The sequence below is a fragment of the Paraburkholderia sp. BL21I4N1 genome, assembly GCF_002973525.1.
GTDB lineage: Bacteria > Pseudomonadota > Gammaproteobacteria > Burkholderiales > Burkholderiaceae > Paraburkholderia.
Genome location: NZ_PVEN01000018.1, coordinates 19868 through 45057, shown reverse-complemented (window position 1 = coordinate 45057; position 25190 = coordinate 19868). Strand labels below are relative to the sequence as shown.

Sequence of the window (25190 nt, the reverse complement as noted above, 5' to 3'; positions counted from 1 at the left end):
TTTAGCCTGCTGGTGCTATGCGCGGTCTTGCCGGCGGTGTTGGTTGACAGGCAATCTTGCAACCCACGCCGCCGCCATCCTGCAAACCGGGCCTTATTTCTTGCGCGCGGTCAGCGCCGTCTCCAACAGATCGACCTCGCGCATCAGCTTGTTCAACGTCTCGTCGTTGATCTGCTGACTGTTGCGTAGCGCCAGCAAGGTCTTGCGTTCGGCGCGCATCGCAGCGAGCTTCATTCGGAACTCCAGCGCATCGGCGAGGCGCGCCAGCTCGCGAGGCTCCTGTTCGTCGTCGAGCGTGGCGAGGCGGCGCCGGTACAGGTCCATCACGCGTGCGGTGACATCTGCCGCGTAGGCGGAGGCCGATTCTTCCAGCCCCGCGCACTCTTTATCGTGCATCACATCGATCGCACGGATCGCGGCTTGCGCCGCCATCGTGCGGGCGAGCGCTTCTTCGGCCGCATGCGGGTCGCGGCCCTTGCGCCAGCCGCGCAACAGCAACGGCAACGCCACCACCGCCACCAGCAGCGACACCAGAATCACGCCCGACGCGATGAAAATCGCCAGATCGCGGCCCGGCAGCGGCGCGCCGCCCGGCAACATTTCGGGCAACGACAACACGCCCGCCAGCGTCACCGCGCCACGAACACCGGCGACGGTCGTCACCGTGACCGTGCGCAACCCCGGCACCGCGTTCGCCACGCCGCGCTTCGTCGCGCCGCGGCTCGCGAACCAGCGCAGCAGCCACACCCACACGAAGCGCATCGCATAGAGCGCTAGCGCCACCGCCGCGATGTAGCCGATCAGCAGCCCGACCTGGGCGTCGCTGGTTTCGTGCGCGTCGAGCAGCGCGCGGCCGAGAATATGGGGAAACTGCAGCCCCAGCAGAATGAACACCATGCCGTTGAAGACGAACTCGATCATGGTCCACGTACTGTTCGAGCGTACCCGCGACGACACCGGTCCCGCGTTCGCAATACTCGCGTAGTTCATCATCATGCCGGCGGCGACCGCCGAGAGAATGCCGGACAACTCGAAGCGCTCGGCGATCAGGTAGGCGGCGAACGGAATCAGCAAGGTCATCACGACGCCGGGCGCCGGATCGCCTTCTTCGTTGAGACTCAGAAAATGCGCCGACACGAAGCTGAAGAGCCAGCTTACCGCCGCGCCCGTCGCGAGTCCGCCGGCGGCGATGATGACGAAGCTGATCGAGGCGTCGCGTAGCGAGAACACACCGGTCAGCGCGGCGGCGATCGCGAACTTCAGCGCGACGAGGCCCGACGCGTCGTTCATCAACGCTTCGCCTTCGAGGATATGCATCAGCCGGCCAGGGATCTTGCCCTTGCCGACGATGCCGGACAACGCCACCGCATCGGTCGGCGACAACACGGCGGCGAGCGCGAACGCGACCGGCAGCGAAATGGCCGGCACCAGCGCATGCACGAAATAGCCGACCACCAGCACCGTCATGAAGACCAGACCGAGCGCGAGCATCAGGATCGAGCGGCGCGCCATGAACAGCTCGCGTTTCGGGATACGCCAGCCGTCCGCGAACAGCAGCGGCGGGATGAACAGCATCATGAAGATGTCTGGATCGAACGTGACGTGCAGTCCGAGCTTCGGCCACGCGAGCATCGCGCCGATCGCGATCTGCACGAGCGGCAGCGGCAACGTGAACGGCAGCAAACGGATGACGATGCCCGACGCGGAGACGGCCAGCAGAAGAATCAATACGGTAAAAACAATATCCATCGGTCTGTTTCCGGGGAGATGACGGGCGTGACGTAAGAGATTGTTGATGCCGCCGCATGGGCTTTGCAGCGACGCGACGTTGAAGTGTAGCCCGCGAAGTTTAGCCCGATGAGGTCGCGCCTTCCCGCGAACCCGGCAACGCGAAGAAGCGTGCGGTCACCGCACGCCTTGATCCGCCGCCATCACGTTACGCACCGTAACGGTGCGCGCCGCGCCCACGTGCGGCGCATCGGCCCTTGCGCCGTGCAATCTCCGATGCAAACTTCATTCGAATGTGCGCCAGCGTGCGCATGGAGCTTGCTTAAGAGATATCGATGACGCACATTTTGAGAAATGGCGCCGCCGTTGTTCGCTTCCGCGTTCGGACCGGCCCGGCTCTCGCGTGAGAGGATTGCATGACGATTGCGCAACAGGAAAGAACGGCCAGCGTGCCGCATGGCTTCGACGTCGAAGTGACGTCGGGGCTCGAGCGTTTTTCGGTTCAGCATGGCGAGCTGACGCTGACCAGCGTGTTTCAACCGATTTTCAGCCTGTCGCATATGCGGGCGGTCGGCTACGAGGGACTGCTGCGCGCGCACGACTCGCTCGACCGTCCCGTGTCGCCGCTCGACGTATTCGGCGAGGCCGCCCGTCTCGGCGACGTGCTGCAGGTGGACCGGCTGGCGCAGACCCTGCATCTGGAGAACTTCAAGGTGCTCGGCGCCGAGCGCGAATGGCTGTTCCTGAACGTGCATCCCGGCGCGCTCACCGTTCCGTATCTGTCGGCCGCGTTGCTGGCCACGCTCAGGCGCCTCGATCTGCCGCCGCGGCGCATCGTGCTCGAAGTGCTCGAACATCGCGCGGAAGACCTCGAACGTCTCGCTGATGCCGTGCGTCAATTCCGCGAGCGCGGCTTTCTGATCGCGCTCGACGATTTCGGCGCGGGACACTCGAACGTCGAACGGATCTGGCAGTTGAATCCCGATATCGTGAAGCTCGACCGCATCATGCTGTCGCACGCCGCGCATCGCGCGGATATGGCGACGATCTTGCCGGGGCTCGTCGCGTTGCTGCACGAGGCGGGCAAGCTCGTACTGATCGAAGGCGTGGAAACGGAGCACGAAGCGCAGATGGCGCTCGCCTGCAACGCGGATTTCGTGCAGGGTTTTTTCTTCGGCCGGCCGAATCCGGCCGTGGCCGATGCGGCGCATGCCGCCGAATGCATCAGCGAACTCACCGAACGGTATCGCGATCAGACCGAAGCGCGCGAGCGGCGCAGCGCGAGTCGCCTCGTGCCGTATCTGCGGGCCTTCGAGCGCGCTGCCGAGCGGCTGGCGGCCGGTGAACCGCTCGAAGAAGTGTGCTGGAATTTTCTCGCGCTCGATCATGCCGCGCGCTGTTTCCTGCTCGACGCCAAAGGCAAGCAGGCCGGCCGCAACGTCGTGTTGCGCGCGGATCGCGCGGCACATGAAACGCGCTTCCTACCGCTAGCGGACGCGCAAGGGGCGAACTGGTTGCGTCGTCCGTATTTCCGCGACGCGATCAATGCGCCGGAACGCGTGCATGTGACGCGTCCGTATCTGTCGATCAACGAGGCGTTGCCGTGCGTCACGCTTTCAGTCGCGACGCGTGTGGGTGAACAGACCTGCGTGCTGTGCGGCGACATCGATTGGGTCGAGGAATAAGCCCGTCTGCGATGATGTCGTTTTCAACGACGACACTCAGACGCGCCTATGTCCGTTCTACTCGAAGTGATTGCCACGACCGTTGCCGATGCGCGCCTTGCCGCGCAGGCGGGCGCCGACCGTCTCGAACTCATCACCGCGATGGGCGAGGGCGGGTTGACGCCGAGCGTCGGCCTGATCGAAGCGGTGGTGGCGGCCGTTGAAATCCCCGTGAACGTGATCGTGCGACCGCATAGCCGCTCGTTCGTCTACGACGCGGACGATTACGCGGTGATGTGGCGCGACGTGCGCGCGGCCAAGGCGGCGGGTGCGAACGGCGTGGTGATCGGCATGCTCAACGAGGCGGGCGAGATCGACCGCGAAGCGCTCGCCCGAGCGATCGATGCGGCCGATGGTCTGACGATCACATTTCACCGGGCATTCGACGAAGCGCGCGATTTACGCCAGGCGTTGGACGTGCTGCTCGCCTTCCCCGAGGTGACGAACGTTTTGACTTCGGGCGGACAAGCGTCGGTACTGAATGCGGAAGCCACGATCCGCGAGTTGATCCAGCAGGCGTCGGGATCGCATTGCACGGTGTTGGCGGGCGCGGGCTTAACCGTGGACGCTATCGCCGGCTTTGCGAGCCGAACGCAAGTCGATGCGGTGCACTTCGGTTCGGGCGTTCGCGTGGACGGCAACGGCCTCGCGCCGGTCGATGCCGATCGAGTCGCGAAGGTCCGTGCGTCGTTAAACGCGAGCGCATGAGCACGCACGTGTAACTATCTGCCGCTGAAATCCGCACCCAAACAACAACGCCGCTTCGAGTCCATGACTCGAAGCGGCGTTGCTTTCGCTCAGTCCGAATCGCCGCGCGCGAAACCTACTTCGCGACAACCACCGGAATCCCGCGCAACTGCCCAGCGTCCTTCACCTCGTCCAGCGACTGACGCACCGCCGCACTCGTCGCCGGATCGATCTGCAAGCGAGCCGCCAGATCGCGCTCGCCGCGCTTCACGCCCGCCAGATTCGCCAGCTTCACATGACCGTAACCGCGCACACGCGCGTGCAGATCGGCCAGCTTCGCGACGTCTTCCAGCGTGGTCGTGTCGAGCTTGGCGAACGCACGTTGCAGCGTGGTTTCGTAATCGCCGGCGAGGTCGCGTTCCATCTTGCGTTCGAGCGTGCGGCCGAACGGATCGAGCATCGTGCCGCGCAGGCCGCGCCACTTTGCCAGCATGCCGAGCACCGGCCACATCCATTGACCGAAGGTTTTCTTGGCCGGATGCTTGCCGTGCTGCGGACGCGCAATGGTCGGCGGCGCGAGGTTGAACTTGATGCCGAAGTCCTTGCCGGCCACGCCTTCGAATTGCGCTTCGAGCGCTTCGCGGAACGCCGTGTCCGTGTGCAGACGCGCGACTTCGTATTCGTCCTTCACCGCGAGCAGTCGGTAGAACGTCGTCGCGACTGCACGCGTCACGCGTTCGCTTTGCGCATCGACGGCGGTTTCGGCGCGGCGTGCCGCGTCGACCAGCGCGCGATAACGCTTCACGTAGCTCGCGCCGCCGTAAATCTGCAAACGGCCTTCGCGATGCGCGATCAGTTCGTCGAGCGTGTCGACCTTAACAGCCTGCTTCGCCAGATGCCGAGCCTGCCACAACGCGTCGAGCGCGGCCGGATCTTCCGCCGCCAGACGCCCGATCGAAAACGCCAGTTGGTTCATCTGCACCGCGACGTTGTTCAATTCGATCGCGCGCATCATCGCGGCGAACGAGACGGGCACCAGCCCGAGCTGCCATGCGTAGCCGAGCATCAGAATGTTGGCGCCGATCGTGTCGCCGAGAAAACGCGTGGCGAGTGCCTGAGCGTCACAGGTCGACATACGTTCCGCGCCGGCCGCGTGACGCATCTTGTCGATCAGCGCGTCGGCGTGCAACGTCGCGTCCGGATTCGTCACGAAGGTCGCGTTGGGAATCGCATGCGTGTTCACCACGATGCGCGTGCGGCCATGACGCACCGTTTGCAGCGCATCGGCGCTGGCACCGACCACCATGTCGCAGGCGAGCAGCACGTCGGCCTGTTGCGTGTCGATACGCACCTGGTTGAGCCATTCGTCACGCGCGGCGAAGCGCACGAACGACAGCACCGAACCGCCCTTCTGCGCGAAGCCCATGAAGTCGAGCACGGAGGCGCTCTTGCCTTCCAGATGCGCGGCCATGCTGATCAATGCGCCCACCGTCACGACGCCCGTGCCGCCTACACCAGTCACGAGAATGTCGTACGGCGCGGCGTCCAGATGCGTCGCGGGAATCGGCAACGTGTCGACGCGCGCGGCCAGCGCTTGCGGATCGAACGCGGCGCCCGCGGCTTTCTTCAGCTTGCCGCCTTCCACGGTGACGAAGCTCGGGCAGAAGCCGTTCACGCAAGAAAAGTCTTTGTTGCACGACGATTGATCGATACGCCGCTTGCGTCCCAAGGCCGTTTCAACCGGCTCGACCGACAGGCAATTCGATTGCACGCCGCAATCGCCGCAGCCTTCGCACACTTCCTCGTTGATGAAGAGGCGCTTGTCCGGGTCGGGAAACTCGCCTTTTTTCCGGCGACGGCGTTTTTCCGCCGCGCACGTTTGGTCGTAGATCAGCACGGTGACGCCGTCGGTGTCGCGTAATTCGCGCTGCACGGTGTCCATTTCGCTGCGATGGTGGAACGTCGTGCCCTTCGGAAACAGATCGTGATGGCCGTCGTATTTCTCCGGCTCGTCGCTCACCACGACGAAGCGCGACACGCCTTCGGCTTCCACCTGACGCGCGATCTGCGGCACCGAGATGCTGCCGTCCACCGGCTGTCCGCCGGTCATCGCGACCGCGTCGTTATAGAGAATCTTGTACGTGATGGTCGCTTTCGCGGCCACGGCCTGGCGGATCGCGAGAATGCCGGAGTGGAAGTAGGTGCCGTCGCCGAGATTCTGGAACACGTGACGCGTTTTCGTGAACATGGAATGCGAGGCCCAGTCCACGCCTTCGCCGCCCATCTGGATCAGCCCGGTAGTGTCACGCTCCATCCACGAGGCCATGAAGTGGCAGCCGATGCCCGCATGCGCAATGGAACCTTCCGGTACTTTCGTCGACGTGTTGTGCGGACAGCCCGAGCAGAAGTACGGCGTGCGCTTCACGCTGTCCGCGGCGTTCGAGAGAATATGCGGCGCCACCAGATCGACCACGCGGTCGCGGCGGTCCAGCGCCGGCTTGTGTTTCGCGAGCCAGTCCGCGAACACCGGCAAAATGCGCGAGGGCCGCAATTCGCCGAGCGAGGAGAGCAGCAGCGTGCCGTCGGCGGCGTTCTTGCCGACCACGATCGGCCGCGTGCCTTGCGTGCGGTTGTACAGATAGTCTTTGATCTGCTGTTCGATGACCGGGCCTTTCTCCTCGATCACGAGTACTTCGGACAAACCGGAGACGAACGCGTCGATCCGCGTCATCTCTAGCGGAAACGACAGGCCGACCTTGTAGATGCGCACGCCGGCCGCTTCCAGATCCGCGACCGTCAGATCGAGGCGGCGCAGCGTTTCCATCAGGTCCAGATGCGCCTTGCCGCAGGTCACGATCCCCACGTTGGCGTGCGGACTCGGTGCGATCCATTTGTCGATGCTGTTCACGCGCGAGAAATGGCGCACGGCGTCGAGCTTCGCGTGCATCCGCGATTCGATGGTCAGGCTCGGCAGGTCCGGCCAGCGGTTATGCAGGCCGCCGGCGGGCGTGGCGAAATCTTGCGGGACGGCCCATTCGGTTTGCAGCGCGTCGAGATCGACCGTCGAGCCCGATTCGACCGTTTCGGAGATCGCCTTGTAGCCGACCCAGGCGCCCGAGAAGCGCGACATCGCCCAGCCGTACAGGCCGAATTCGAGCATGTCGGCGATATTCGACGGATTCACCACCGGCATATGCCAAGCCATCATGGCGAAGTCGCTCTGATGCGGCATCGACGACGACACGCAGCCGTGGTCGTCGCCCGCCACCACCAGCACGCCGCCGTGCGGTGACGAGCCGTACGCGTTGCCGTGCTTGAGCGCGTCGCCCGCGCGGTCCACGCCGGGGCCCTTGCCGTACCACATCGCGAACACGCCTTCGACGGTGCGCTCCGGGTCCGATTCCACCCGCTGCGTGCCGAGCACGGCGGTGCCGCCGAGCTCTTCGTTGATCGCGGGCAGGAAGCGAATATCACTCGCCGCGAGCAGTTTTTTCGCTTTCCATAACTGCTGGTCGACCATGCCGAGCGGCGAGCCGCGATAGCCGCTGATAAAGCCGGCGGTGTTCATGTCGCGCGCCTTGTCGGCGGCGCGCTGCATCAGCACGAGCCGCACCAGGGCCTGCGTGCCGGTCAGGAAGATCCGGCCGCGCGTCGCGGTAAGGTTGTCGGACAGCTTGTAGTCGGCGAGAGCGGGCGTGCCGTCGATGGGCAGGCGAGCGGTCATGGGTGAGTCTCCAATATTTTGCATCCGCGCGCGGTGGTGGGGACCACGGAGGTGACGCAGCGAAAGAGACTCTATTTTTTAGCGCCGATTAGAGTGAATTTTTTCTAGTTTGATGAGCATGCAACGAATGGGCGAGACGAGCCACGCGTTTTAATGAAGTTTTGAGGTGGATCTTCCACGCGGCAAGCGGATTCGGGTATGCCCTGGTGCGTTTGCGCGATCGAAGGGATCGGCAATTCATCGAGTTCTTCGCCCAGGCCGGCGGCAGGCGTGGGGCCGCCAGAAGGGCCGAGCGCACGGCCGCGTAACGTTGCAGGTCACTTGGGTGCAACGTGACCGGCGTCATCCGATAGCGTTACGCCGTGATCACGCTTTGGGCTTGGCCACATTCACCACATTAGCCGCGAGCGGCGCCGCGTCGAGCGGCACGATTTCGTCGAAGTGCGCGTAATCGATGTGGCTCACGCCGTCTTGCTCACTCATGATGTCGACGAAGCGGTAATGCCAGCGAATCTGATCGCAGCTCCACATGTGGCGCGCCTGCATGGTTTGCGAGGTCGATTCGTCGACGCCTTCGAGCGTCAACACCAGCGACGTATCGCTGCCCTTGAGCGATTCGGCGGTTTCGCCGAACAGCGGACTGCTTTCGTCGATGATGTGCATCAGGCTCCAGCCGAGTTTGAAAACCGGATGCTGATCGCGCACCAGCGTCAGGTCATAGAGCTTGCGCAGCACCAAACCTTCGACGGTGGTTTCCTTGCGCAGAATACGCAGCCTCGCATGCGCCTCGGCGATCACGTTCTGACGCGCGTTGGCCGAGCGCACCATTAGCGTCATGCGGCCGTCGAGCGGCCGGATGATGGCGTAACGGGCGAACATGATCTTGGCGTGCGGCCGCGAAAAGCGCGCGAAGATCAGGCCGGTCGCCAACGCGACGCTGGACATGCCGAAGAAGATTTCGAGCGTGGCGATCCAGTGGGCGTAAACGGTTTGCGGGTGCATGTCGCCGTAGCCGACGGTCGCCAGCGTCTCGACGCTGAAAAAGAAAGCGCCGCCGAAACCCGACGGATACTGATTGGCGATCGGCGCCTTGCCGAGCATGTACAGGCCGGCGAATGCCGTGTTGAGCAGCAGGAACAGCACCGCGAGCGAAGCGAAGAACATCGGCCAGCGCGCCACGACCGCGCGATGGTAGAGATCCTGCCAGAGCGGCGTCGGCATGCCGTGCGCAATGATCACGCGATCGTCGAGACGTAATTCGCGGCTGCCGCGCGCGCGGCGCTTCGGGGCGCTCTCCTTGGCGTCGCCAAGGCCGGCCATTCGGTCTGACGGTTCGGTAGCCATCACTTGCTCGTGGGATATGAAAACGCGCAAAGCGTAGCACGGCGTTTCGCGAGTCCAATGCCGCGATGCCGCAACGTTTGATCCAGGTTCCGCTCACCGTTAGGACGTGGTTGCCCGCCGCTTACGGAAACGCGCGCGGCTTCGGAATGCCCGCGCCGTGTTCGATGTCGTCGACGGCTCGCCGATGCGCCGCGGCGATCGCTTCGGCCGCGTCGCTGTAGCCGTTATCGCCACCCACGGTCGTCCACGATTTCACCGCTTTGTCGCGATGGCGGATTTCGTATTCCGCGTCCCAGCGTGCGCCGTTGAGTTCGAGAGGGTGGACGTGTATCGAGTACACGCCGTAGAGGAAGAGTTGTTCCGCCATGATCGCCTCCAGCCGGTTGGATCAAGGTGGCGCGGCGCGCCTTCGACGCGCGCCGCGCCGGACTGCCTAGAGTTCGATGCTGCCGAGAATGCGGTGAGCGAGCGCCTTGGCTTCTTCGAGCGCTTCCTCCGGTGTCGACGAGGTGGCGTCCACTTCGTAGACCGTGGTTTCCTGGTCGGCGGTGTCGTCGCCTTCGTCGCGGGAGAGCGTGACCACGCCCTGCCACGTGTCGCTCTGTACTTCTTTTATCGAAGCCGTGGCCGTGTAGATGCCTTTGGTGTAGGTGATGTCTTCCATGACGACGCTCCTTGTTCCAAAGGTGACGGATTTTTCATCGTAGCACGATGAAGGAGCGCCGGCTTTCGCGCTGGCGGCGCTTCTTGTCAGTGACAATGCGCGCCGCACAAGGCAGCAGAATTACAGCAGCGCGACGACTTCGTCGAGCGCGGGCGCGTGCGCGCCGGCATGCCGGCAAGCCGCCGCACCGGCCGCCAGCGCGAACGCCAGATGCTCGGGCCACGCCCGCTGCGGCGCCGTCATCAGGCTGAACAGCAGGCCGCCGATCGACGCGTCGCCCGCGCCCACCGTGTCGACCACCTCGACGCGCGGAGGCCGCGCTTCGACCACCAGCGCGCCGTCGATCAACAGAGCCGTTTCCGGCCCACGCGTCACCAGCACGGTGGCGGCGGGATTCATGGCTTGCAGTTGGGCGAGCGCGGCGGCTTCGTCGTCGGTCTTGAACAGCAGGCGCAGATCCTCGTCGGATACCTTGATCAGATCGGCGAGCGCGGCCATCTTGCGCAAGGTCGGCTCGTAGCCGTGCTCCATCAGGTTGCGGTAGTTCGGATCGAAGCTGATCTTCACGCCTTGAGAACGCAACCGCGCCGCGAGCGCCGCCAACGTATCGCCGAGCGGCTGACGCACGAGGCTGATGCAACCGAAGTGCGCCCACTTCACGTGCTCGCTCCAGCCGGCCGGCAAGTGCGCCGGATCGAAGGCCAGATCGGCGCCGTTTTCGCCCATGAAAAAGTACGCCGGCGGATGGGTCTGATGCACGATCGCCAGCAGCGGCGGCCGCGTCACGCGCTGCATGAAGCGCATGTCGAGACCGGCCGCGACACTCGCGTTCCACAGCTCGTCGGAGAAATTGTCGACGCCGAGCGAACCGGCGCACGCGGTCGGCAAACCGAGCCGCGCGACACAGCGCGCCACGTTCCAGCCCGCGCCGCCGGGACGCGACAGCCATTGCGAAGTGCCGGTGCGCACGAGATCGGTGAGGATGTCGCCGGCCGAAACGAACTGCGGGAATTCGGGGCTTGCGTTGGGTTGGCTCATTTCGTGTGCTCCGCGGATTCGGATGCGGCGGCGGCCGTGCCATCGGACAACGCGTGCGTCAGCACTTCGTAGCACGCGCCCATCGTGTGGTAGTCGGTCTTGCCGGCCGGACTCTTTTCGTCGCTGTATTTGCGGTTGTCGCAGGTGAGGATGCGATACCACGCACCGTACTTGTGATCGACGAAATGCGCCCAGCTATAGCGCCAGATCTCGTCGTACCAGTCCCAGAAACGTTCGTTGCCGGTGCGCTTGCCGAGCAGCGCGGCGGTCGCGAAGGTCTCGGCCTGGACCCAGAAATATTTGTCGTGATCGCACACGGTGCCGTCCGGGCCGAAGCCGTAGTAGAGGCCGCCGTGGTCTTCGTCCCACGCGTGCGTCATGGCGGCGTCGAACAATTCGACCGCGCGCGGCAGCAGCCACGGCAGCGGACGGAAGCGCTCGAGAATCAGCAGCAGCTTGGCCCACTCGGTTTGATGCCCCGGCTGGAAGCCCCACGGACGGAAGATGTTCGAACTGTCTTCCTCGTTGTAGTGCCAGTCGACCGACCAGTCCGCGTGAAAGTGCTCCCACACCAGCCCCTGCGAGAGCTTGGCCTGACGCAGCGTGATGTTCGACGCCACCCGCTCGGCGCGATCCAGATAGACCAGATGGCCGGTCGCTTCGTGCGCGGCGAGCAGCGCCTCGGTGGTGTGCATGTTGGCGTTCTGGCCGCGGTACGAACTGACGCGCCATTCGGGCGAGGCTTCGTCGGCGTAGAGGCCGGCCGCGGCGTCCCAGAAGCGGTGTTCCATCAATTCGAAGGTCGCGCCGATCATCGGCTTCGCCTCTTCGATGCCGGCCATCGCCGCGTGCGAATACGCGAGCAGCACGAAGGCGAGGCCGTAGCAGTGGCGCGTGGCGTCGAGCGTGCGCTTGTGGCCGTCGCGCCATTCGAGTTCCCAGTCGTAGCCTTCGTGCTGGGCGTCCCAATGCGCCTCACGCAGAAAGCGTAGACCGTGGCGCGCGTACTCGAGATGCTGCGGGTCGCCGAACTGGCGATACGCCATCGCGTAGTTGAACACGTAGCGGCAACTGCTCACCAGATGCCGCGTGGTCCTGTCGTAGATCGACCCGTCGTCGCGGAAAAAATGGAAGAAGCCGCCGCTCGGATCGAATACGTTCGGTGCGTAAAAACGCAGCGTGTCCTCTACGTGCGAGAGCAGAAACTCGCGGCTGCGGAAATCGTCGACAGGCGGCGCGGCGACGCCGTTGGCGGGGTGAAGCGAATCGGATTGCGTCATGGCGTTTTCACCAAAGTACTGGCTCGGGCAATGAGATGGACGGGCAAACGGACTTCGAGTTCGGCGGGGGCGTCTTCGAGCAGCAATTCGACGCCGCGCCGGCCGAGCGCTTCCTTGTCGACCGAAATGGTCGACAGCGGCGGCGTGGCGTGGGCGGCGGCGGGAATGTCGTCGAAGCCGATGATGGCGACGTCCTCGGGTACGCGCAGACCGCGCGCAAGGCACGCGCGCAGCGCCGCGAGCGCGGCGGCGTCGTTGTACGCAAATACGGCGTCGGGGTGCGGGCCCGGCGCGTCGAGCAACTGATGCATGGCGCGCGCGGCGCCGCTGTCGGGGTCGAGGCCGGCGTCGATCGTGACTTCCAGCGACGGATCGAACAGCAGGCCCGCTTCGAAAAACGCGCGCCGGTAGCCGAGCGCGCGCTGCGCGATGCTGAAGTGCGCGAGCGAGCCGCCGATAAACGCGACGCGCTTGCGCTGCTGCTCGAACAGATGCCGCATGGCGAGGGTGGCGCCGGCGGCGTTGTCGAGATTCACCGAGCGCAAGCCCGGCGCCCACAGATCGATCAGCACGAGCGGACGCTGCATCGCGACCAGCGTGGTGAGCGTTTCGAGCTCGACGAAACCGGCAATCGCGACCGCGTCGGGCGCGTGCAGGCGCAGTTGCTGGATCACGTCTTCGGTGGGGCCGGCGGTCAGCACCGACGGCACGATGCCGCGTTCGCGACAGGCATCTTCCACCCCGTGCAGCACGTGCGAAAAAAACGGGCTGACGGCGAAGTTGTTGTGCTGACGGTGCAACAGAAAGGTGAGTCGGCGGATGCGCGGCCGCAGTTGCGCGGCGTCATAACCGAGCTGCCGCGCCGCTTCGACCACGCGTTCGCGGGTTGCCTCGGATAACCCCGGCTGGTTCTTCAAGGCGCGCGAGACGGTGCCGATCGACACGCTGGCCGCGCGGGCGACGTCGCGGATGGTTGTGGCCATCGAATAAAGCGGCCGCGAGTAGGCGACCGCACGGTGTTTGAGTCCGGCGATTGTATAGTAAAACGTGCCTTCGACCGCCGGAAAAACACTCGCGCGACACCCGGAGATACCCCTGGGTGTTGAGGTTGGCTCGAAATATGCTGTTTAGTAAAACAAGCTAAACAATGGCGTGAAAGGGCGCTTTGGTCGCGTTGGGTGGCGATTGAGTTCGTGCGCCGCCGGCAGAGCCTTCAGTCGATATGCGCGTGAGCCGCCTCCGCCTGGCCGCGTAGCAAGGCGACGCTTTCGTCGGCGTCGATCAGCACGAAGCCGCTCGTCTGTTGCTTCGCGCGTCGCTTGGCCACCGCCGCGACCGACGCGATTTCCTCGCTGTTGTACAACGACGGTCCGTTCGCCGGTTCGACGCGCACGCAGCCAATTGCCATCGTCACGAAGGCGAAGAAGCTCGGATTGCCGCGCCGGTCTTCGCCGTAAATGCCGCCCACGAGCCGGTCGGCCGGCGCGTAGAAACGCTGCGCGCCTTCGTTGAAGACGTGGATCGCGCGCAGCACGCGGTCTTGCCAGTCGTCGCTCTGGAACAGGATCATGAAATCGTCGCCGCCCACGTGCCCAAGAAAATCGCGGGTCGGGTCGCACACCTCGGCGAGCACGGCCGCGGCGAATTTCAGCACTTCGTCGCCTTGCCAGTAACCGTACTGGTCGTTGAACGGCTTGAAGTGGTTCAGATCGACGTAGCACGCGTGAAAAGCCGCGTCGTTGCCCAGCAGGCGGGCAATGTGCGAGCTGATCGGAATGTTGCCCGGCAGGAAGGTCAGCGGGTTCGCGTAGCGCGCCGCTTCGATACGCACTTCGGTCACCGCGCGGACCAGTTTCTCGCCGGTGCCGAGGCCGGCGTACTGGCCGTTTTCGGTGATGACGAAGCCGTCGGCGAGATAGCGCTGGTCGTCGCTCGCGAGGAGCTTGGCCATCTGCTCGACTGTCATCGATTTTTCGATAATCACCGGCGACGCGTTGGCGAATTGCAGGCAAGGGCGCTTGCCGAACAGCTCGCGGTGATACGGCAACGCGTAACGATCCATGAAGCTGCGCCGGTTGATGAGGGCGACCGGCTGGTCGTTCTCGACCACCGCGACCGCGTGCAGATCGGGCAGGCGGTTGAACAGGTCGAGCACGTCGTTGTTGGTGGCGTGACGCGGCAACGCCGGCGCATGCACTAGCATTTTCGCCGACGCCATGCCGCCCGACGGCGACGCGCTGCTCACCGCGCGCGTGGTCTCGGGGAACACGGCGATGTGATTGGCGCTCAAGGCGGCGCGTGCGTCGTCATTCAGCTTGCGTGCCGGGTGCGCATGCGGGCGGCCGAAGAAATAGCCCTGCCCGCAGCCGATTCCCATGTCGCGCACGACGATCAGATCCGCCTCGTTCTCGATGCCTTCGGCCACCAGCTGCGCGCCGCTCGCGTTGGCGAAATGCTGCATGGCGCGCACGGCTTCGAACTTGAGCGGATCGCTCGCAATGTCGTGGATGAAGAAGCGATCGATCTTCACGACGTCCGGTTGCAGACGCACCCACAGATTCATGCTCGCGTTGGCGGTGCCGTAGTCGTCGAGCGCGAATTGCGCGCCGGCCGCGCGCAGCGTCGAGATCACCGGCAGGAAGCCGCCTACATCGGGAATCGAACTCTGTTCGGTCAGCTCGATCACGAGCCGCTGCGGATCGACGCCGCGGTGCCGCAGCAGCGCGAGCGTGTCGTCGCGCGCTTCGGCGAGTTGACGCATCGCGCCCGCGCTGAAATTGAGGAACAGCTTGCCGTCGTAGTCGAGCTTCGCGAAGGCTTCGATGCAAGTGCGCGCGGCGGCCTGTTCCAGCGCGATCGCGCAGCCTTCGGCGAGCGCTTGCGAGAACAGGGCGAAGGGCGTTTCGAGCGGCGTGCCCGCCGGACCGCGAATCAAACCTTCGTAGCCGAGGATCGCGCCGTCTTCGAAATCGATGATCGGTTGAAATACCGCGAACAGATCACGCCGGGCGATCAACTCCTCGATGCGCGGCGTGGCGGATCGGGAGGGCGAGCGAGGTTGCATGGCAGTAGGCGTAGCGAGCGACGTTCGGCTTATCGGCGCGGCTAGCGCAGAGTTAAGTGAATTTTTGGTGACACGATGCACTGGTGTGGTGCATGTCCTGGATGCCGGGACGGGATGGGTTTTAGGCCCGGCCAAGACTCGGCTTATGCCGTCCGGCTGAGGCGACAGCGACGGCGTTTGCGCGTGAAATAACAAAAAAGCCGCACGAGGCGGCTTTCTTCGAATCACGCTCAGGGAGGGCGCTTATGAATGTCCTGTTTGCATTGCGCGCGTATTTACCGCCGGGCCATGGCGGCGGCGGATCCTTCGCGCGCGGCGGCGGCGCGGGTTTCGCCACTGGTGTCGCGAGCGCCCCAGCGCTGCGCGAGGGCGGCGCACACCATCAGCTGGATCTGGTGGAACAGCATCAGCGGCAACACCACGGCGCCCACGGCGTGCGAGGAGAAGATCACTTTGGCCATCGGCACGCCGGCGGCGAGGCTTTTCTTCGACCCGCAGAAGATGATGGTGATCTGATCGGCGCGATTGAAGCCGAGCCGCTTGCTGGCGAAGATCGTCACGGCCAGCGCCAGCGCGAGCAGCACCACGTTGATCAGCAGCAGGCCGCCGAGCGCGGACAGCGGAATCTGATGCCACAGGCCTTCGTTCACCGCTTCGCTGAACGCGCCGTACACCACCAGCAGGATCGAACCCTGGTCGACGAACTTCAGCACGCCGCGATGGCGCTCGATCCATTTGCCGATCAGCGGGCGCAGCAGCTGTCCGGCTACGAACGGCACCAGCAGTTGCAGCACGATATTGCCCACCGTGTGCCACGGCGAACTGCCGCCGGCCGCCTGATTGGTGACCACGACACTGACGAGCGCGGGCGTGATGAAGATGCCGAGGAGGCTCGAGGCCGACGCGCTACACACAGCAGCCGGCACATTGCCCTTGGCAATAGAGGTGAACGCGATCGACGACTGAACGGTAGAAGGCAGCGTGCAGAGGAAGAGGACCCCCGCATAGAGCGCAGGCGTGACAAGTGGCGAAAGCAGCGGCTTCAGCGCGAGGCCGAGCAGCGGAAACAGCACGAAGGTACTGATCAGCACGACCAGGTGAAGCCGCCAATGCGTCGCACCCGCAACAATCGCTTCGCGTGACAGCTTCGCGCCGTGCAGGAAGAACAGCAGGCCGACCGCCACGTTCGTCAGCCAGTTGAAGCCGACGGCGGCTTGCCCGTGAACCGGCAGCAAGCTGGCAAGAATCACCGTGCCGACGAGGCATAAGGTGAAGTTGTCGGGAAGCAGTTTCGGGCGAGCCATGGCGGAATCTCAATTCGGTGATGCGGATGCGGGCGATGCGCGGGAGGCGCGCGCGAGTGCCCGCCTCCGGCTGTGGCAAAAGGCTATTGTTATTTTATATCGATTAAAAATGCAAATTCATTTGCCGAATCGATTAATGAGATTGACGCATCAACGCGACGGAGCGGCGAGCGTTGGGTCGACGTGAGTCATCACGATTTCAGTATTGGCGACGCACTCGGTTTGGTCCATGCGGTTTTGACAATGAGGGCGAAAAAAGCGGCTCGAATTCATCATATGCAAGGCCGTTGCGGGCCTTCGGCAAAGCCTTATGAGCAAGCGGTTTCAAGGCCGCGGCGCAAGGGTTCTGTCGTAGAAAAACGTCGCAGTAACAAGGTGTTACATCCGCGGCGGAGGCCTAACACTTTTTGGCTCGACACCCTCTGCCGCCACCCATAAATTACGGTTCAAAGGCCGTCGGGATGCGCCGCGCTGCGATTGAAACATACCGCTCGCGTCAGTCCCTAAACCAGTCCATCGCAGCTCGAACGGTGGGCTCCAGGCAAGTCTTCGGGCATGTGAGTCATCAGGTGGACGGGTTGTCGAGAACGAAGCACTGGGCGTTGGGCGCGGTTATCGCCGCGCTGTGCTCGTTCGCCTATGCGAAAGCGCCGGGCGTGCCGCACTTCGGCGGCGGCGGGTATTCACATGTCGCCGCGAACCACGGCATGCGCGGTGAAACGCGCGGTAGCCGCTATGACAGTGCGCCGGCCGCGAGACCGGCTCCCGGCCGTAGTCTCACGATCGACCGCAACGCGAGCCTGCCGCCACGTGGCGCCGCGAACTTCGTGGGCGGCAATGGCGGCAATAACGGCTTTGGCGTCTATAACCCGGGCATGCGTCGTGTCGCCGGTCCCGCCGGTTATCCGGGCCAAGGCCGCGGCGGCATGCAATACGCCGGCGCTATTACTCCGGTCAGCGCCGAATCGCGTGGGGTACCTCGGCCGCCGGCCAATGCGCCGGTTCGCGCGGGTTCGATTCGCGCCGACGTCGCTCGCTATAACGAAGAGCGCGGTTCGGGACGCGGCATGCCGCGCCAAGGCGAAGATCCGCGTCAGCCGGAAGGCTCGCCCTACCGCAACTAGCCGTACTAGCCGCGTAGTCGGATGCGACTAGTCAGCGCGATGCAACGCACGGCCGCGCCCACGCGGTTCAACGCTCTTCAACTCCCTTCAGTGCGTGTCAGCTAATGCGCTATTGCATTGGGTCTGATCGTTTCTCCTGCCTTTCAAGCCGCCTGCTTTATCTCCGCGTACTACCCCCTCCATTACGCTACCGTCAATGTGACGTTTCGACGCCACACTTTTTTGAAAACACTCGGCGGTGATCCTCCTGTTGTCGTCAAATTCCATCGTTTCTGCGGCGCTGCGTCATCCGCATGTCATTTCATGCGTTATCACCGCTTCGGACGTGGCGTTCGCGGTGTTTTGCGCGGCGCAGCAAAATCGGTGACGACAGCGCCCGGGGGTTAATCGGCGCAGCGTTATCAGACCGATATTCGACAAAACTAACCAGACCGATATACCGGCAATAACCAGCGATATTTTTGTCCATAAAAATGGTCCGCAAAGATGGTCCCGCCCAGATTGGCTCGACGATCGAACGGACAACAACAAATGGTTCGCGCGAGCTCCCCCTTTCGCACAGCCACACCCTTTTGACAAAGACAGGAGAACCCATGAATACAAGCATCAGCAGTGCGCTGAAGACCACCCTCAAGGCCACTGCGTGCGCCGCTCTGCTGGCCAGCGCATCGGCTGCCTTTGCGCAATCGAGCGTGCAGCTTTACGGTCAGGTCGACGAATGGGTCGGCTCGCAGAAGTTTTCGGCCAATAAGAGCGCTGCCGTGGTGTCCGGCGGCGGTATGTCGACGTCGTACTGGGGTTTGAAGGGCGCCGAGGATCTGGGCAACGGCTACAAGGCGATCTTCACGATTGAAGGCTTCTTCCTCGCGCAGAACGGCCAGTACGGCCGCTTCACCGGCGACACGATGTTCTCGCGTAATGCGTATGTCGGTATCGAATCGCCGTACGGCACGGTTACGGCTGGCCGTCTGACGACGCCGTTGTTCATTTCGACGATTCTGTTCAACCCGTTCATCGACTCGTACGTGTTCTCGCCGATGGTGTACCACACGTACCTCGGCCTCGGCACGTTCCCGACCTACAACACGGATCAAGGCGTGACGGGCGATTCCGGCTGGAGCAACGCGGTGTCGTATTCGTCGCCGAACTTCAACGGCCTGAGCGCGACGGCCATGTACGCGCTCGGCAACACGACCGAGAACGGCGCGAAGAAGTGGAGCGGCCAGGTGCTGTATTTCCACGGCCCGTTCGCAGCGACAGCGGTCTACCAGTACGTGAACTTCAACAACGTGCCGAGCGACCTCGGCAGCTTCGATTCGTCTGGCGTTCCTGGCCTGAAGAGCCAGAGCGTAGCGCAAGTGGGTGCGTCGTACGACCTGAAGTTCGTGAAGTTCTACGCGCAGTACATGTACACGTACAACAATCAGCAGATCACGAGCTGGCATGTCAACACGGGGCAGGGCGGCGCGTCGGTACCGGTCGGTCCGGGCACGGTGATGGCGTCCTACGCTTATTCGCGCGACGGCGGCGGTTTCAACCAGACCCGTCAGACGGCGGCGATCGGCTACGACTATCCGCTGTCCAAGCGCACGGACGTGTACGCCGCGTACCTGTACGACCACATCACGAACCAGTCGAGCGGCAACACGTACGGCGTCGGTCTGCGCGCGAAGTTCTAACAAGCGTTACGGCGCGACCCACACGATCCGTACGGCGCGCGGCGCGCCTAAGCCGCACAGGCTGCCGCGCGACGTTGCAGACCGGTGGCATGGGCAAAGCCCGCTTTCTTCGGAAAGCGGGCTTTTTTATTTTCCGGCGAGGCTTATTAGCTGCCGGCCACCGCTTTGCTCACCAGTTTTTTATAAACCCGGCAAAATGACGTCGATTGATTCCTCAAGCGAGCGATTGCGATGGATACCCTCGTCAGCATGAAAGTGTTCCGCCATGTGGTGGAGGTCGGCAGTTTTGTCGGCGCGGCGGAACGGATGGAAATGTCGGCGGCGATGGCGAGCAAGCATGTGATGCACCTCGAGCAGCAGCTTGGCGCGCGTCTGCTGAACCGCACGACGCGGCGCGTCGCGCCCACCGAGGCAGGCCGCGAATACTACGAGCGCCTGAGCCAGGTGCTCACCGAACTGGAAGAAGCCGAGCAGGTGGTCGGCGCGGCGAGTGTCGTGCCGCAAGGGCGCTTGCGGGTGTCGTCGCTCTCGGCGTTCGGCTTGAGTCATGTGATGGCCGCGGTGGCCGACTACGCCGCGCACTATCCGCAGGTCACCGTCGACATCACCTTGTCCGACCGTGTGGTCGAGCTGATCGACGAAGGTTTCGATGTCGCGATCCGGGCCTCACCGAGCGGGTTGAAATCGTCGTCGCTGATCGCGCGGCAGATTGCGACCGCGCACCTCGTGCTGTGCGCGTCGCCGGCGTATCTCAGGCGCCACGGCACGCCGAAGACGGTCGCCGATCTGGCGCGTCACAACTACCTGCAATACGCGGGCGTCTCGACGCTCGAACTCGCCACCGCATCCGGCGACGCGTCGCCGCGCGTGCGCCTGTCGGGCAATCTGATCGTCAACCATCTGGAGGCACAGCGCGTGATCGTGCTGCAAGGGGCGGGCATCGCGATGCTCGGCACCGAGGTGATCGGCGACGATCTGGCCACGGGCCGGCTGGTGCCGCTGCTGGTGGATGAAGTGCCGCCGCGCGAACTGCCGATCCACGTGGTCTACGCGAGCCGGCGGCATCTGTCGGCGAAGGTGCGCTCGTTCGTCGACTTTCTGGCCGAGCGCTTCGCGAATGAATCGTTGTGGCCATCGCTGGAGCAGATCAAGGCGATGGCAGTGCGCTGATTCGCGGTGACGCCCGGCGGCAGACGAAACGACTAGCGCGCGATGCCCAGCCGCGCCTTCGCGTCGTCGTATTCCTTCGACAGGCGCTGCACCAGTTCGCCGACGCTCGGCACGTCGTCCATCAGGCCGACGCCCTGGCCTGCGCCCCAGATGTCTTTCCACGCCTTCGCCTTGTCGCTGGCGAAGTTCATCGCGGTCTTGTCCGACTCCGGCAGCGCGTCCGGGTCGAGCCCTGCGTTGACGATACTTTCGCGGATGTAGTTGCCATGCACGCCGGTGAACAGGTTCGTGTAGATGATGTCCGACGCGGTGGAGTTGACGATGGCCTGCTTGTAGCCCTCGACCGCGTGCGCTTCTTTGGTCGCGATGAAGCGCGTGCCCATGTACGCGAGGTCCGCGCCCATGGCCTGAGCGGCGAGGATCGAGCCGCCGTTCGCGATTGAGCCCGACAGAATGATCGGGCCGTCGAACATGCGCCGCACTTCGCCGACCAGCGCGAACGGCGAGGTCGTGCCCGCATGGCCGCCGGCGCCGGAGGCCACCAGGATCAGACCGTCGACGCCCGCTTCGAGCGCCTTCTGCGCGTGACGCAGATTGATGACGTCATGCAGCACGATGCCGCCGTAGCTATGCACCGCGTCGACGATTTCACGCGACGGTGCACGCAGGCTCGTGATGAAGATCGGAATCTTGTGGTCGACGCACACGCGCACATCGTGTTCGAGTCGCGTATTCGATTGGTGAACGATCTGGTTGACGGCGATCGGCCCGATAACCGCATCCGGATTGGCGGCCTTGTGCTCGGCGAGTTGCGTCTGAATCTGCGTGAGCCATTCGTCGAGCAATTCAGCCGGGCGCGCATTCAGCGCGGGAAACGAACCGACGATACCCGCCTTACATTGGGCCAACACGAGTTCGGGATAGCTGACGATAAACATCGGCGAGGCAACGACGGGCAGTGCGAGTTTTTGCAGAACGGCGGGCAATGCCATGATGCGAGTCTCCAGTTTTGATCGGACCGGTACGGCGTTCGCGCGCCCGGCGTGTATGAGTTTAGCGGCACATGGCGGGCATTGCGCCGAAGCGGCGCGGCGCGATTTACCGCTGGCTCGCCACACATGCGCGAGACGACACGTGTCGCCCGATAATTAAAGAACGATCGTTCGATTATAGGCGATGCCTGTCGCTCGAGTAATGCACGGCTGTTTAGAACAGTTGGAAGGAGAGTTCAGGTTCTACGTTTGCGTGGGCTACCCCACCTCGCGTGGACACATTGGGCTCCTACAATGCGTTGACTCGTAATGACAAGAGAGACGCTATGGCCTTCGAGAATTTCACGCCCTTTCGCGTCGCCGTGGGCGATGTCGATATTTTCGGAGTGAAGGGTGGAGCGGGGCCGCCTCTTCTATTGCTGCACGGCCATCCGCAGTCGCATCTGATCTGGGCGCGTTGCGCCGAGCAACTGGCTGAGCACTTCACCGTGATTGCCACCGATCTGCGTGGCTACGGCGCATCGGGTAAGCCGTCGAGCGACGCCGCTCACATACCGTATTCCAAACGCACGATGGCGGCCGATCAGGTCGCCGTGATGCGGCATTTCGGTTTCGAACGTTTTCTGGTATGCGCGCATGATCGCGGCGCGCGGGTCGCGCATCGGATGGCGCTGGATCATGCCGATGCGGTCGAGCGATTGATGCTGCTCGATATTGCGCCGACGCTCGCCATGTACGAGGCGACTGATCGCACGTTTGCGACGCTTTATTTCCACTGGTTTTTTCTGATTCAGCCGGAGCCTTTGCCCGAGACGCTGATTGGTGCCGATCCGGCTGCTTATGTCGATGCGGTGATGGGGAGCCGTCATGCGGGGCTGGCGGCGTTTGATCCTGCTTCGCTCGATGCTTACCGGTCGGCGTTGGCGCAGCCTGGGGCGGTGCATGCTATGTGCGAGGATTATCGGGCGTCGGCGAGTGTCGATCTTGAACATGATCGCGCCGATGTCGAGCGCGGGCATAAGATCGGGTGTCCGTTGCGCGTGCTTTGGGGGGACAAGGGTGTTATTGAGAAGTGCTTCGATGCGCTTGCGGAATGGCGGCACGTAGCGCGGGATGTTAGCGGCAGGGCGCTTTCTTGCGGGCACTATATTCCCGAGGAAGCCTCTGAAGAGCTAGTTGCCGAGATGCTTTCCTTCTTTGAGGCGGTTGAGCAGTAGCGTTAGCTTTTGTGCCAATACTACGGATTCCAGATTAACCAAAAAAAGCTCGGTTATTCAAATCGGCGGCTTAATACATACTAAAGCCCCAGACTACGAGGCCTCGTAACCGTTGCGTATGCGGGTTTAAAACGACCCGTCAACCTTCTGTAGGGAAATCACCAATGCGGTCAAAAATCCGCCACGCGTATCATGGCATCAGACGCTGATCACGTCCGACAGAATTTCCGCCGCTCGCCTGCCTCAGGTCGAGCGGCTTTCTTTTTGTGCCACCGGTTTCGAATCCCTCGCCAGGATGCGTTCGCCCTCCACCTCCAGCGGGCCATGTTTCGCCGCGAGTTCCGCGACGATTCCCTTCAGCAACGCAGTCCATCCACCACGCGGCGCGAGCATCGCCGCCGCCGCGCGCATCACCTCAGCGTCATCCACCATCCGCACCAGCGCGTCAAAGCTCATCACGCGGACTTCAAGCAGCTTGAACACAATCAACACCTTCAGCGCATTCTTCGCGTTGCGTGTGGGATCGGCACGCAACCACGCGACACGCGAGAACGCGCGTTCAAGCGCCTGTTCGACATTCATGAACGGCGCACCATGCCCCGGAATCACGACACGCACGTCGAGTTTCGCAATCGCTTCGAGCACCGCCTGTTCTTCGGCGAATCCGCTTTCACCTTCCAGTTCCGGAAAAATCACGCCGAAGCCGTTCTCCCACAACGCGTCCGCGCTGATCAGAACGCGTACGTCCGCGCAATACAGCATCAGCGAATGCGGATCGTGACCGGGCGCGCCCAGCACCTCCCAATCCAGCGCGCCGAGGCGCAACCGCGCGCCGGCCGTAACCGTACCTGTGAAATCGAAACGCTCGCAGGTCTGGCCGGTGGCGCGAAACGTCAGACGGCTTTCGTCCCAGTCGCGCACGACATCGGCTTCGGAAGCGGGAATGACGGTGCGGCACGGCCAGGTTGCCTGCAACTGCGCATTGCCGCCGCAGTGATCCGAATGCAGGTGCGTGTTGACGATCAGATCGAGCGGCCGGGTGCCAAGTGCCTGCCGCACCAGCGCGACCGTTTGCAGTGCGTGGCTCGCATAGCCGGTATCGACAAGCGCGGCGCACGCGTCATCAACGAGCAGCACGTTATTCGACGACAACCAGCCGCGTTCGAAAACCCGTATCGATTCCGGCAGCGTGATCATGATGTGGCCGCACGGGTTGATTCGTTCGCTTCGGGCTTCGGCATCACGAGAATGGTCGACGTGCCGATCAACATGAGGTCGCCACGCTGATTCACGACCGTTCCGTCGAGATGCGTCAGATCGCCATTCAGGCTCGCTTTCCAGTAGGCGTCGCGCACCTGCCAGGTGATCGTGAGCGTGTCGGTCGCGTGGACGGCCTTCTTCAACTTGATATCGAACTCAAGACCGAGCGGCTGCGCATAGCTCGAAAAATGCGTCGCCAGCAAGGCCATGAAATGCGCGGTCGGTTGCGTGCCGGACGCGATCAAGCCGCCGAAGCGGCTCTGCGCGGCATACGCGTCGTCGTGATGCAGCGGGTTGAAATCGTTGACGAGCGCGGCGAACGATTTCACCGATTGCGCCGACAGTTCGAGCGTGGCGCTGAACGTCTCGCCGATCGTGACGATACGCGGCGCGGGCTTCATCGCCGCTCCTTCGCGTGTTTCGCCATGAACTCCGCGTGCCGGACTTCGATGGCGCGCCAGACCGCGCGTTTCGCGTCGTCGTCGAACAGCGACCAGCCGGCGATTTCGTCGATGGTGCGCAGGCAGCCTTCGCACCAGCCGGTCGACTCGTCCATACGGCAAATGCTGATGCACGGCGACATCACGCTGCCGTCCTCGTCTTCGATATCGTCGCCGGCCGTCATCGCGTCACGCGGTCTCGCGCAGCGCCACGTCGACCACCGGCGCGCCCGTCAGCGCGACCAACTCCTGCGCGGTCAGATTGAACACCGCATGCGGATGCCCCGCCGCCGCCCACAGGCTGTCGAGTTCGAGCAGATCGGCGTCGATCAGCGTCACCGGCTTGACCGCGTGGCCGATCGGGCAGACGCCGCCGATCGCATAGCCGGTCTGTTCGCGGACGAACTTCGCATCCGCGCGGCCGATCTCGCCGACTTGCGCGGCGACTTTCTGCTCGTCGACGCGATTCGCGCCACTGGCGACCACCAGCACCGGCGCATCGTCTTTACGACGGCGAAACAGGATCGACTTGGCGATCTGCGCGACCGAGCAGCCAAGTCCCGCAGCGGCTTCGGCGGAAGTCTTGCCGGTTTCCGGCAGCATCACGATCCGGCCCGCGTGGCCGCGTTCGCGCAGCAGCAGCGCAACGCGTCGCGCGGATTCCGGCAACGCGGCGAGATCGTCGGAGTCGAGGGAAGCGTGGTCCGTCATCGTTTCGGGTCCTGATAGATGAGCAAAGGTGAGTGACGAA

The 25190-nt window shown here is 63.6% G+C and carries 22 protein-coding genes; 6 read left to right on the top strand and 16 right to left on the bottom strand.

Features of this window, described 5'->3' with window-relative positions; genetic code table 11:
* Positions 1–93: 93 nt before the first annotated feature.
* Positions 94–1749 carry a Na+/H+ antiporter gene (locus B0G83_RS31460; RefSeq protein WP_105511245.1) on the bottom strand — a complete coding sequence of 552 codons (1656 nt, stop codon included), beginning with the start codon at positions 1747–1749 and terminating at the stop codon, positions 94–96.
* Positions 1750–2144: 395 nt separating this feature from the next.
* Here B0G83_RS31460 and B0G83_RS31455 point away from each other — a divergent pair, with 395 nt between their 5' ends.
* Positions 2145–3413, top strand: a complete 1269-nt coding sequence (locus B0G83_RS31455) for an EAL domain-containing protein (protein WP_105511244.1) — start codon at positions 2145–2147, stop codon at positions 3411–3413.
* Positions 3414–3461: 48 nt separating this feature from the next.
* Positions 3462–4160, top strand: a complete 699-nt coding sequence (locus B0G83_RS31450; protein ID WP_105511243.1) for a copper homeostasis protein CutC — start codon at positions 3462–3464, stop codon at positions 4158–4160.
* A 115-nt stretch (positions 4161–4275) separates the two neighbouring features.
* On the opposite strand, the gene B0G83_RS31445 is transcribed toward B0G83_RS31450, so the two are convergent.
* The 9 genes from B0G83_RS31445 to B0G83_RS31405 all read right to left on the bottom strand — a co-directional run bounded on the left by B0G83_RS31445 (position 4276) and on the right by B0G83_RS31405 (position 16557).
* The gene (locus tag B0G83_RS31445) at positions 4276–7863 is read right to left on the bottom strand and encodes an indolepyruvate ferredoxin oxidoreductase family protein (RefSeq protein ID WP_105511242.1); all 3588 of its coding nucleotides are present in this window, start codon (positions 7861–7863) and stop codon (positions 4276–4278) included.
* A 366-nt stretch (positions 7864–8229) separates the two neighbouring features.
* The gene (locus tag B0G83_RS31440; RefSeq protein ID WP_105511241.1) at positions 8230–9207 is read right to left on the bottom strand and encodes an ion channel; all 978 of its coding nucleotides are present in this window, start codon (positions 9205–9207) and stop codon (positions 8230–8232) included.
* Between the two features lie 121 nt (positions 9208–9328).
* Positions 9329–9574, bottom strand: coding sequence for a hypothetical protein (locus tag B0G83_RS31435; RefSeq protein WP_105511240.1), 246 nt, complete (start codon positions 9572–9574; stop codon positions 9329–9331).
* A gap of 66 nt (positions 9575–9640) precedes the next feature.
* Complete coding sequence (locus B0G83_RS31430; protein ID WP_105511239.1) at positions 9641–9871, bottom strand: hypothetical protein; 231 nt, start codon at positions 9869–9871, stop codon at positions 9641–9643.
* A 120-nt stretch (positions 9872–9991) separates the two neighbouring features.
* A complete protein-coding gene (locus tag B0G83_RS31425; protein WP_105511238.1) occupies positions 9992–10909 on the bottom strand; it encodes a carbohydrate kinase in 918 nt (305 codons plus the stop codon).
* Positions 10906–12189, bottom strand: a complete 1284-nt coding sequence (locus B0G83_RS31420) for an AGE family epimerase/isomerase (RefSeq protein WP_105511237.1) — start codon at positions 12187–12189, stop codon at positions 10906–10908. The genes B0G83_RS31425 and B0G83_RS31420 overlap by 4 nt, the downstream gene beginning before the upstream one ends.
* Entirely contained in the window at positions 12186–13172 is a 987-nt protein-coding gene (locus tag B0G83_RS31415) for a LacI family DNA-binding transcriptional regulator (RefSeq protein WP_105511236.1), read from the bottom strand. Before B0G83_RS31415 ends, B0G83_RS31420 begins: the two co-directional genes overlap by 4 nt.
* A 230-nt stretch (positions 13173–13402) precedes the next feature.
* Positions 13403–15253, bottom strand: a complete 1851-nt coding sequence (locus tag B0G83_RS31410; RefSeq protein ID WP_105511235.1) for a phosphodiesterase — start codon at positions 15251–15253, stop codon at positions 13403–13405.
* A gap of 275 nt (positions 15254–15528) precedes the next feature.
* A complete protein-coding gene (locus tag B0G83_RS31405; RefSeq protein ID WP_105511234.1) occupies positions 15529–16557 on the bottom strand; it encodes a bile acid:sodium symporter family protein in 1029 nt (342 codons plus the stop codon).
* A 530-nt stretch (positions 16558–17087) separates the two neighbouring features.
* Here B0G83_RS31405 and B0G83_RS31400 point away from each other — a divergent pair.
* Positions 17088–17681, top strand: a complete 594-nt coding sequence (locus tag B0G83_RS31400) for a hypothetical protein (protein ID WP_374954956.1) — start codon at positions 17088–17090, stop codon at positions 17679–17681.
* 301 nt (positions 17682–17982) lie between these two features.
* On the opposite strand, the gene B0G83_RS38780 is transcribed toward B0G83_RS31400, so the two are convergent.
* Entirely contained in the window at positions 17983–18150 is a 168-nt protein-coding gene (locus tag B0G83_RS38780) for a hypothetical protein (protein ID WP_181157142.1), read from the bottom strand.
* A 124-nt stretch (positions 18151–18274) separates the two neighbouring features.
* On the opposite strand from B0G83_RS38780, the gene B0G83_RS31395 reads away from it, so the two are divergent.
* Positions 18275–19360: a porin gene (locus tag B0G83_RS31395; RefSeq protein WP_105511233.1), complete on the top strand. Its 1086-nt coding sequence runs from the start codon at positions 18275–18277 to the stop codon at positions 19358–19360.
* Between the two features lie 231 nt (positions 19361–19591).
* Entirely contained in the window at positions 19592–20530 is a 939-nt protein-coding gene (locus B0G83_RS31390) for a LysR family transcriptional regulator (protein WP_105511232.1), read from the top strand.
* Positions 20531–20562: 32 nt separating this feature from the next.
* Here the strand turns inward: B0G83_RS31390 and B0G83_RS31385 are convergent, their stop codons facing one another.
* Positions 20563–21522 carry a nitronate monooxygenase family protein gene (locus B0G83_RS31385; RefSeq protein WP_105511231.1) on the bottom strand — a complete coding sequence of 320 codons (960 nt, stop codon included), beginning with the start codon at positions 21520–21522 and terminating at the stop codon, positions 20563–20565.
* A 326-nt stretch (positions 21523–21848) separates the two neighbouring features.
* Between B0G83_RS31385 and B0G83_RS31380 the strand changes: the two genes are divergently transcribed.
* Positions 21849–22739: an alpha/beta fold hydrolase gene (locus tag B0G83_RS31380; protein WP_105511230.1), complete on the top strand. Its 891-nt coding sequence runs from the start codon at positions 21849–21851 to the stop codon at positions 22737–22739.
* Positions 22740–22982: 243 nt separating this feature from the next.
* Here B0G83_RS31380 and B0G83_RS31375 read toward each other — a convergent pair whose 3' ends face one another.
* From B0G83_RS31375 to B0G83_RS31360, 4 genes are read right to left on the bottom strand one after another with little or no spacing between them, the layout of a single operon-like run.
* A complete protein-coding gene (locus B0G83_RS31375) occupies positions 22983–23936 on the bottom strand; it encodes an MBL fold metallo-hydrolase (protein WP_105511229.1) in 954 nt (317 codons plus the stop codon).
* The gene (locus tag B0G83_RS31370) at positions 23933–24400 is read right to left on the bottom strand and encodes a MaoC family dehydratase (protein ID WP_105511228.1); all 468 of its coding nucleotides are present in this window, start codon (positions 24398–24400) and stop codon (positions 23933–23935) included. The genes B0G83_RS31375 and B0G83_RS31370 overlap by 4 nt, the downstream gene beginning before the upstream one ends.
* On the bottom strand, positions 24397–24624 hold the full coding sequence (locus B0G83_RS31365; RefSeq protein WP_105511227.1) for a DUF1289 domain-containing protein: 228 nt from the start codon (positions 24622–24624) through the stop codon (positions 24397–24399). The genes B0G83_RS31370 and B0G83_RS31365 overlap by 4 nt, the downstream gene beginning before the upstream one ends.
* Before the next feature lie 4 nt (positions 24625–24628).
* On the bottom strand, positions 24629–25150 hold the full coding sequence (locus tag B0G83_RS31360; RefSeq protein ID WP_105511226.1) for a YbaK/EbsC family protein: 522 nt from the start codon (positions 25148–25150) through the stop codon (positions 24629–24631).
* Positions 25151–25190: the final 40 nt, after the last annotated feature.

What these genes read in the sequence shown, in the direction of transcription:
- B0G83_RS31460 (WP_105511245.1), bottom strand. Translation starts at nt 1,749, where the DNA reads ATGGATATTGTTTTTACCGTATTGATTCTTCTGCTGGCCGTCTCCGCG.
- B0G83_RS31455 (WP_105511244.1), top strand. Translation starts at nt 2,145, where the DNA reads ATGACGATTGCGCAACAGGAAAGAACGGCCAGCGTGCCGCATGGCTTC.
- B0G83_RS31450 (WP_105511243.1), top strand. Translation starts at nt 3,462, where the DNA reads ATGTCCGTTCTACTCGAAGTGATTGCCACGACCGTTGCCGATGCGCGC.
- B0G83_RS31445 (WP_105511242.1), bottom strand. Translation starts at nt 7,863, where the DNA reads ATGACCGCTCGCCTGCCCATCGACGGCACGCCCGCTCTCGCCGACTAC.
- B0G83_RS31440 (WP_105511241.1), bottom strand. Translation starts at nt 9,207, where the DNA reads ATGGCTACCGAACCGTCAGACCGAATGGCCGGCCTTGGCGACGCCAAG.
- B0G83_RS31435 (WP_105511240.1), bottom strand. Translation starts at nt 9,574, where the DNA reads ATGGCGGAACAACTCTTCCTCTACGGCGTGTACTCGATACACGTCCAC.
- B0G83_RS31430 (WP_105511239.1), bottom strand. Translation starts at nt 9,871, where the DNA reads ATGGAAGACATCACCTACACCAAAGGCATCTACACGGCCACGGCTTCG.
- B0G83_RS31425 (WP_105511238.1), bottom strand. Translation starts at nt 10,909, where the DNA reads ATGAGCCAACCCAACGCAAGCCCCGAATTCCCGCAGTTCGTTTCGGCC.
- B0G83_RS31420 (WP_105511237.1), bottom strand. Translation starts at nt 12,189, where the DNA reads ATGACGCAATCCGATTCGCTTCACCCCGCCAACGGCGTCGCCGCGCCG.
- B0G83_RS31415 (WP_105511236.1), bottom strand. Translation starts at nt 13,172, where the DNA reads ATGGCCACAACCATCCGCGACGTCGCCCGCGCGGCCAGCGTGTCGATC.
- B0G83_RS31410 (WP_105511235.1), bottom strand. Translation starts at nt 15,253, where the DNA reads ATGCAACCTCGCTCGCCCTCCCGATCCGCCACGCCGCGCATCGAGGAG.
- B0G83_RS31405 (WP_105511234.1), bottom strand. Translation starts at nt 16,557, where the DNA reads ATGGCTCGCCCGAAACTGCTTCCCGACAACTTCACCTTATGCCTCGTC.
- B0G83_RS38780 (WP_181157142.1), bottom strand. Translation starts at nt 18,150, where the DNA reads ATGGACAAAAATATCGCTGGTTATTGCCGGTATATCGGTCTGGTTAGT.
- B0G83_RS31395 (WP_105511233.1), top strand. Translation starts at nt 18,275, where the DNA reads ATGAATACAAGCATCAGCAGTGCGCTGAAGACCACCCTCAAGGCCACT.
- B0G83_RS31390 (WP_105511232.1), top strand. Translation starts at nt 19,592, where the DNA reads ATGGATACCCTCGTCAGCATGAAAGTGTTCCGCCATGTGGTGGAGGTC.
- B0G83_RS31385 (WP_105511231.1), bottom strand. Translation starts at nt 21,522, where the DNA reads ATGGCATTGCCCGCCGTTCTGCAAAAACTCGCACTGCCCGTCGTTGCC.
- B0G83_RS31380 (WP_105511230.1), top strand. Translation starts at nt 21,849, where the DNA reads ATGGCCTTCGAGAATTTCACGCCCTTTCGCGTCGCCGTGGGCGATGTC.
- B0G83_RS31375 (WP_105511229.1), bottom strand. Translation starts at nt 23,936, where the DNA reads ATGATCACGCTGCCGGAATCGATACGGGTTTTCGAACGCGGCTGGTTG.
- B0G83_RS31370 (WP_105511228.1), bottom strand. Translation starts at nt 24,400, where the DNA reads ATGAAGCCCGCGCCGCGTATCGTCACGATCGGCGAGACGTTCAGCGCC.
- B0G83_RS31365 (WP_105511227.1), bottom strand. Translation starts at nt 24,624, where the DNA reads ATGACGGCCGGCGACGATATCGAAGACGAGGACGGCAGCGTGATGTCG.
- B0G83_RS31360 (WP_105511226.1), bottom strand. Translation starts at nt 25,150, where the DNA reads ATGACGGACCACGCTTCCCTCGACTCCGACGATCTCGCCGCGTTGCCG.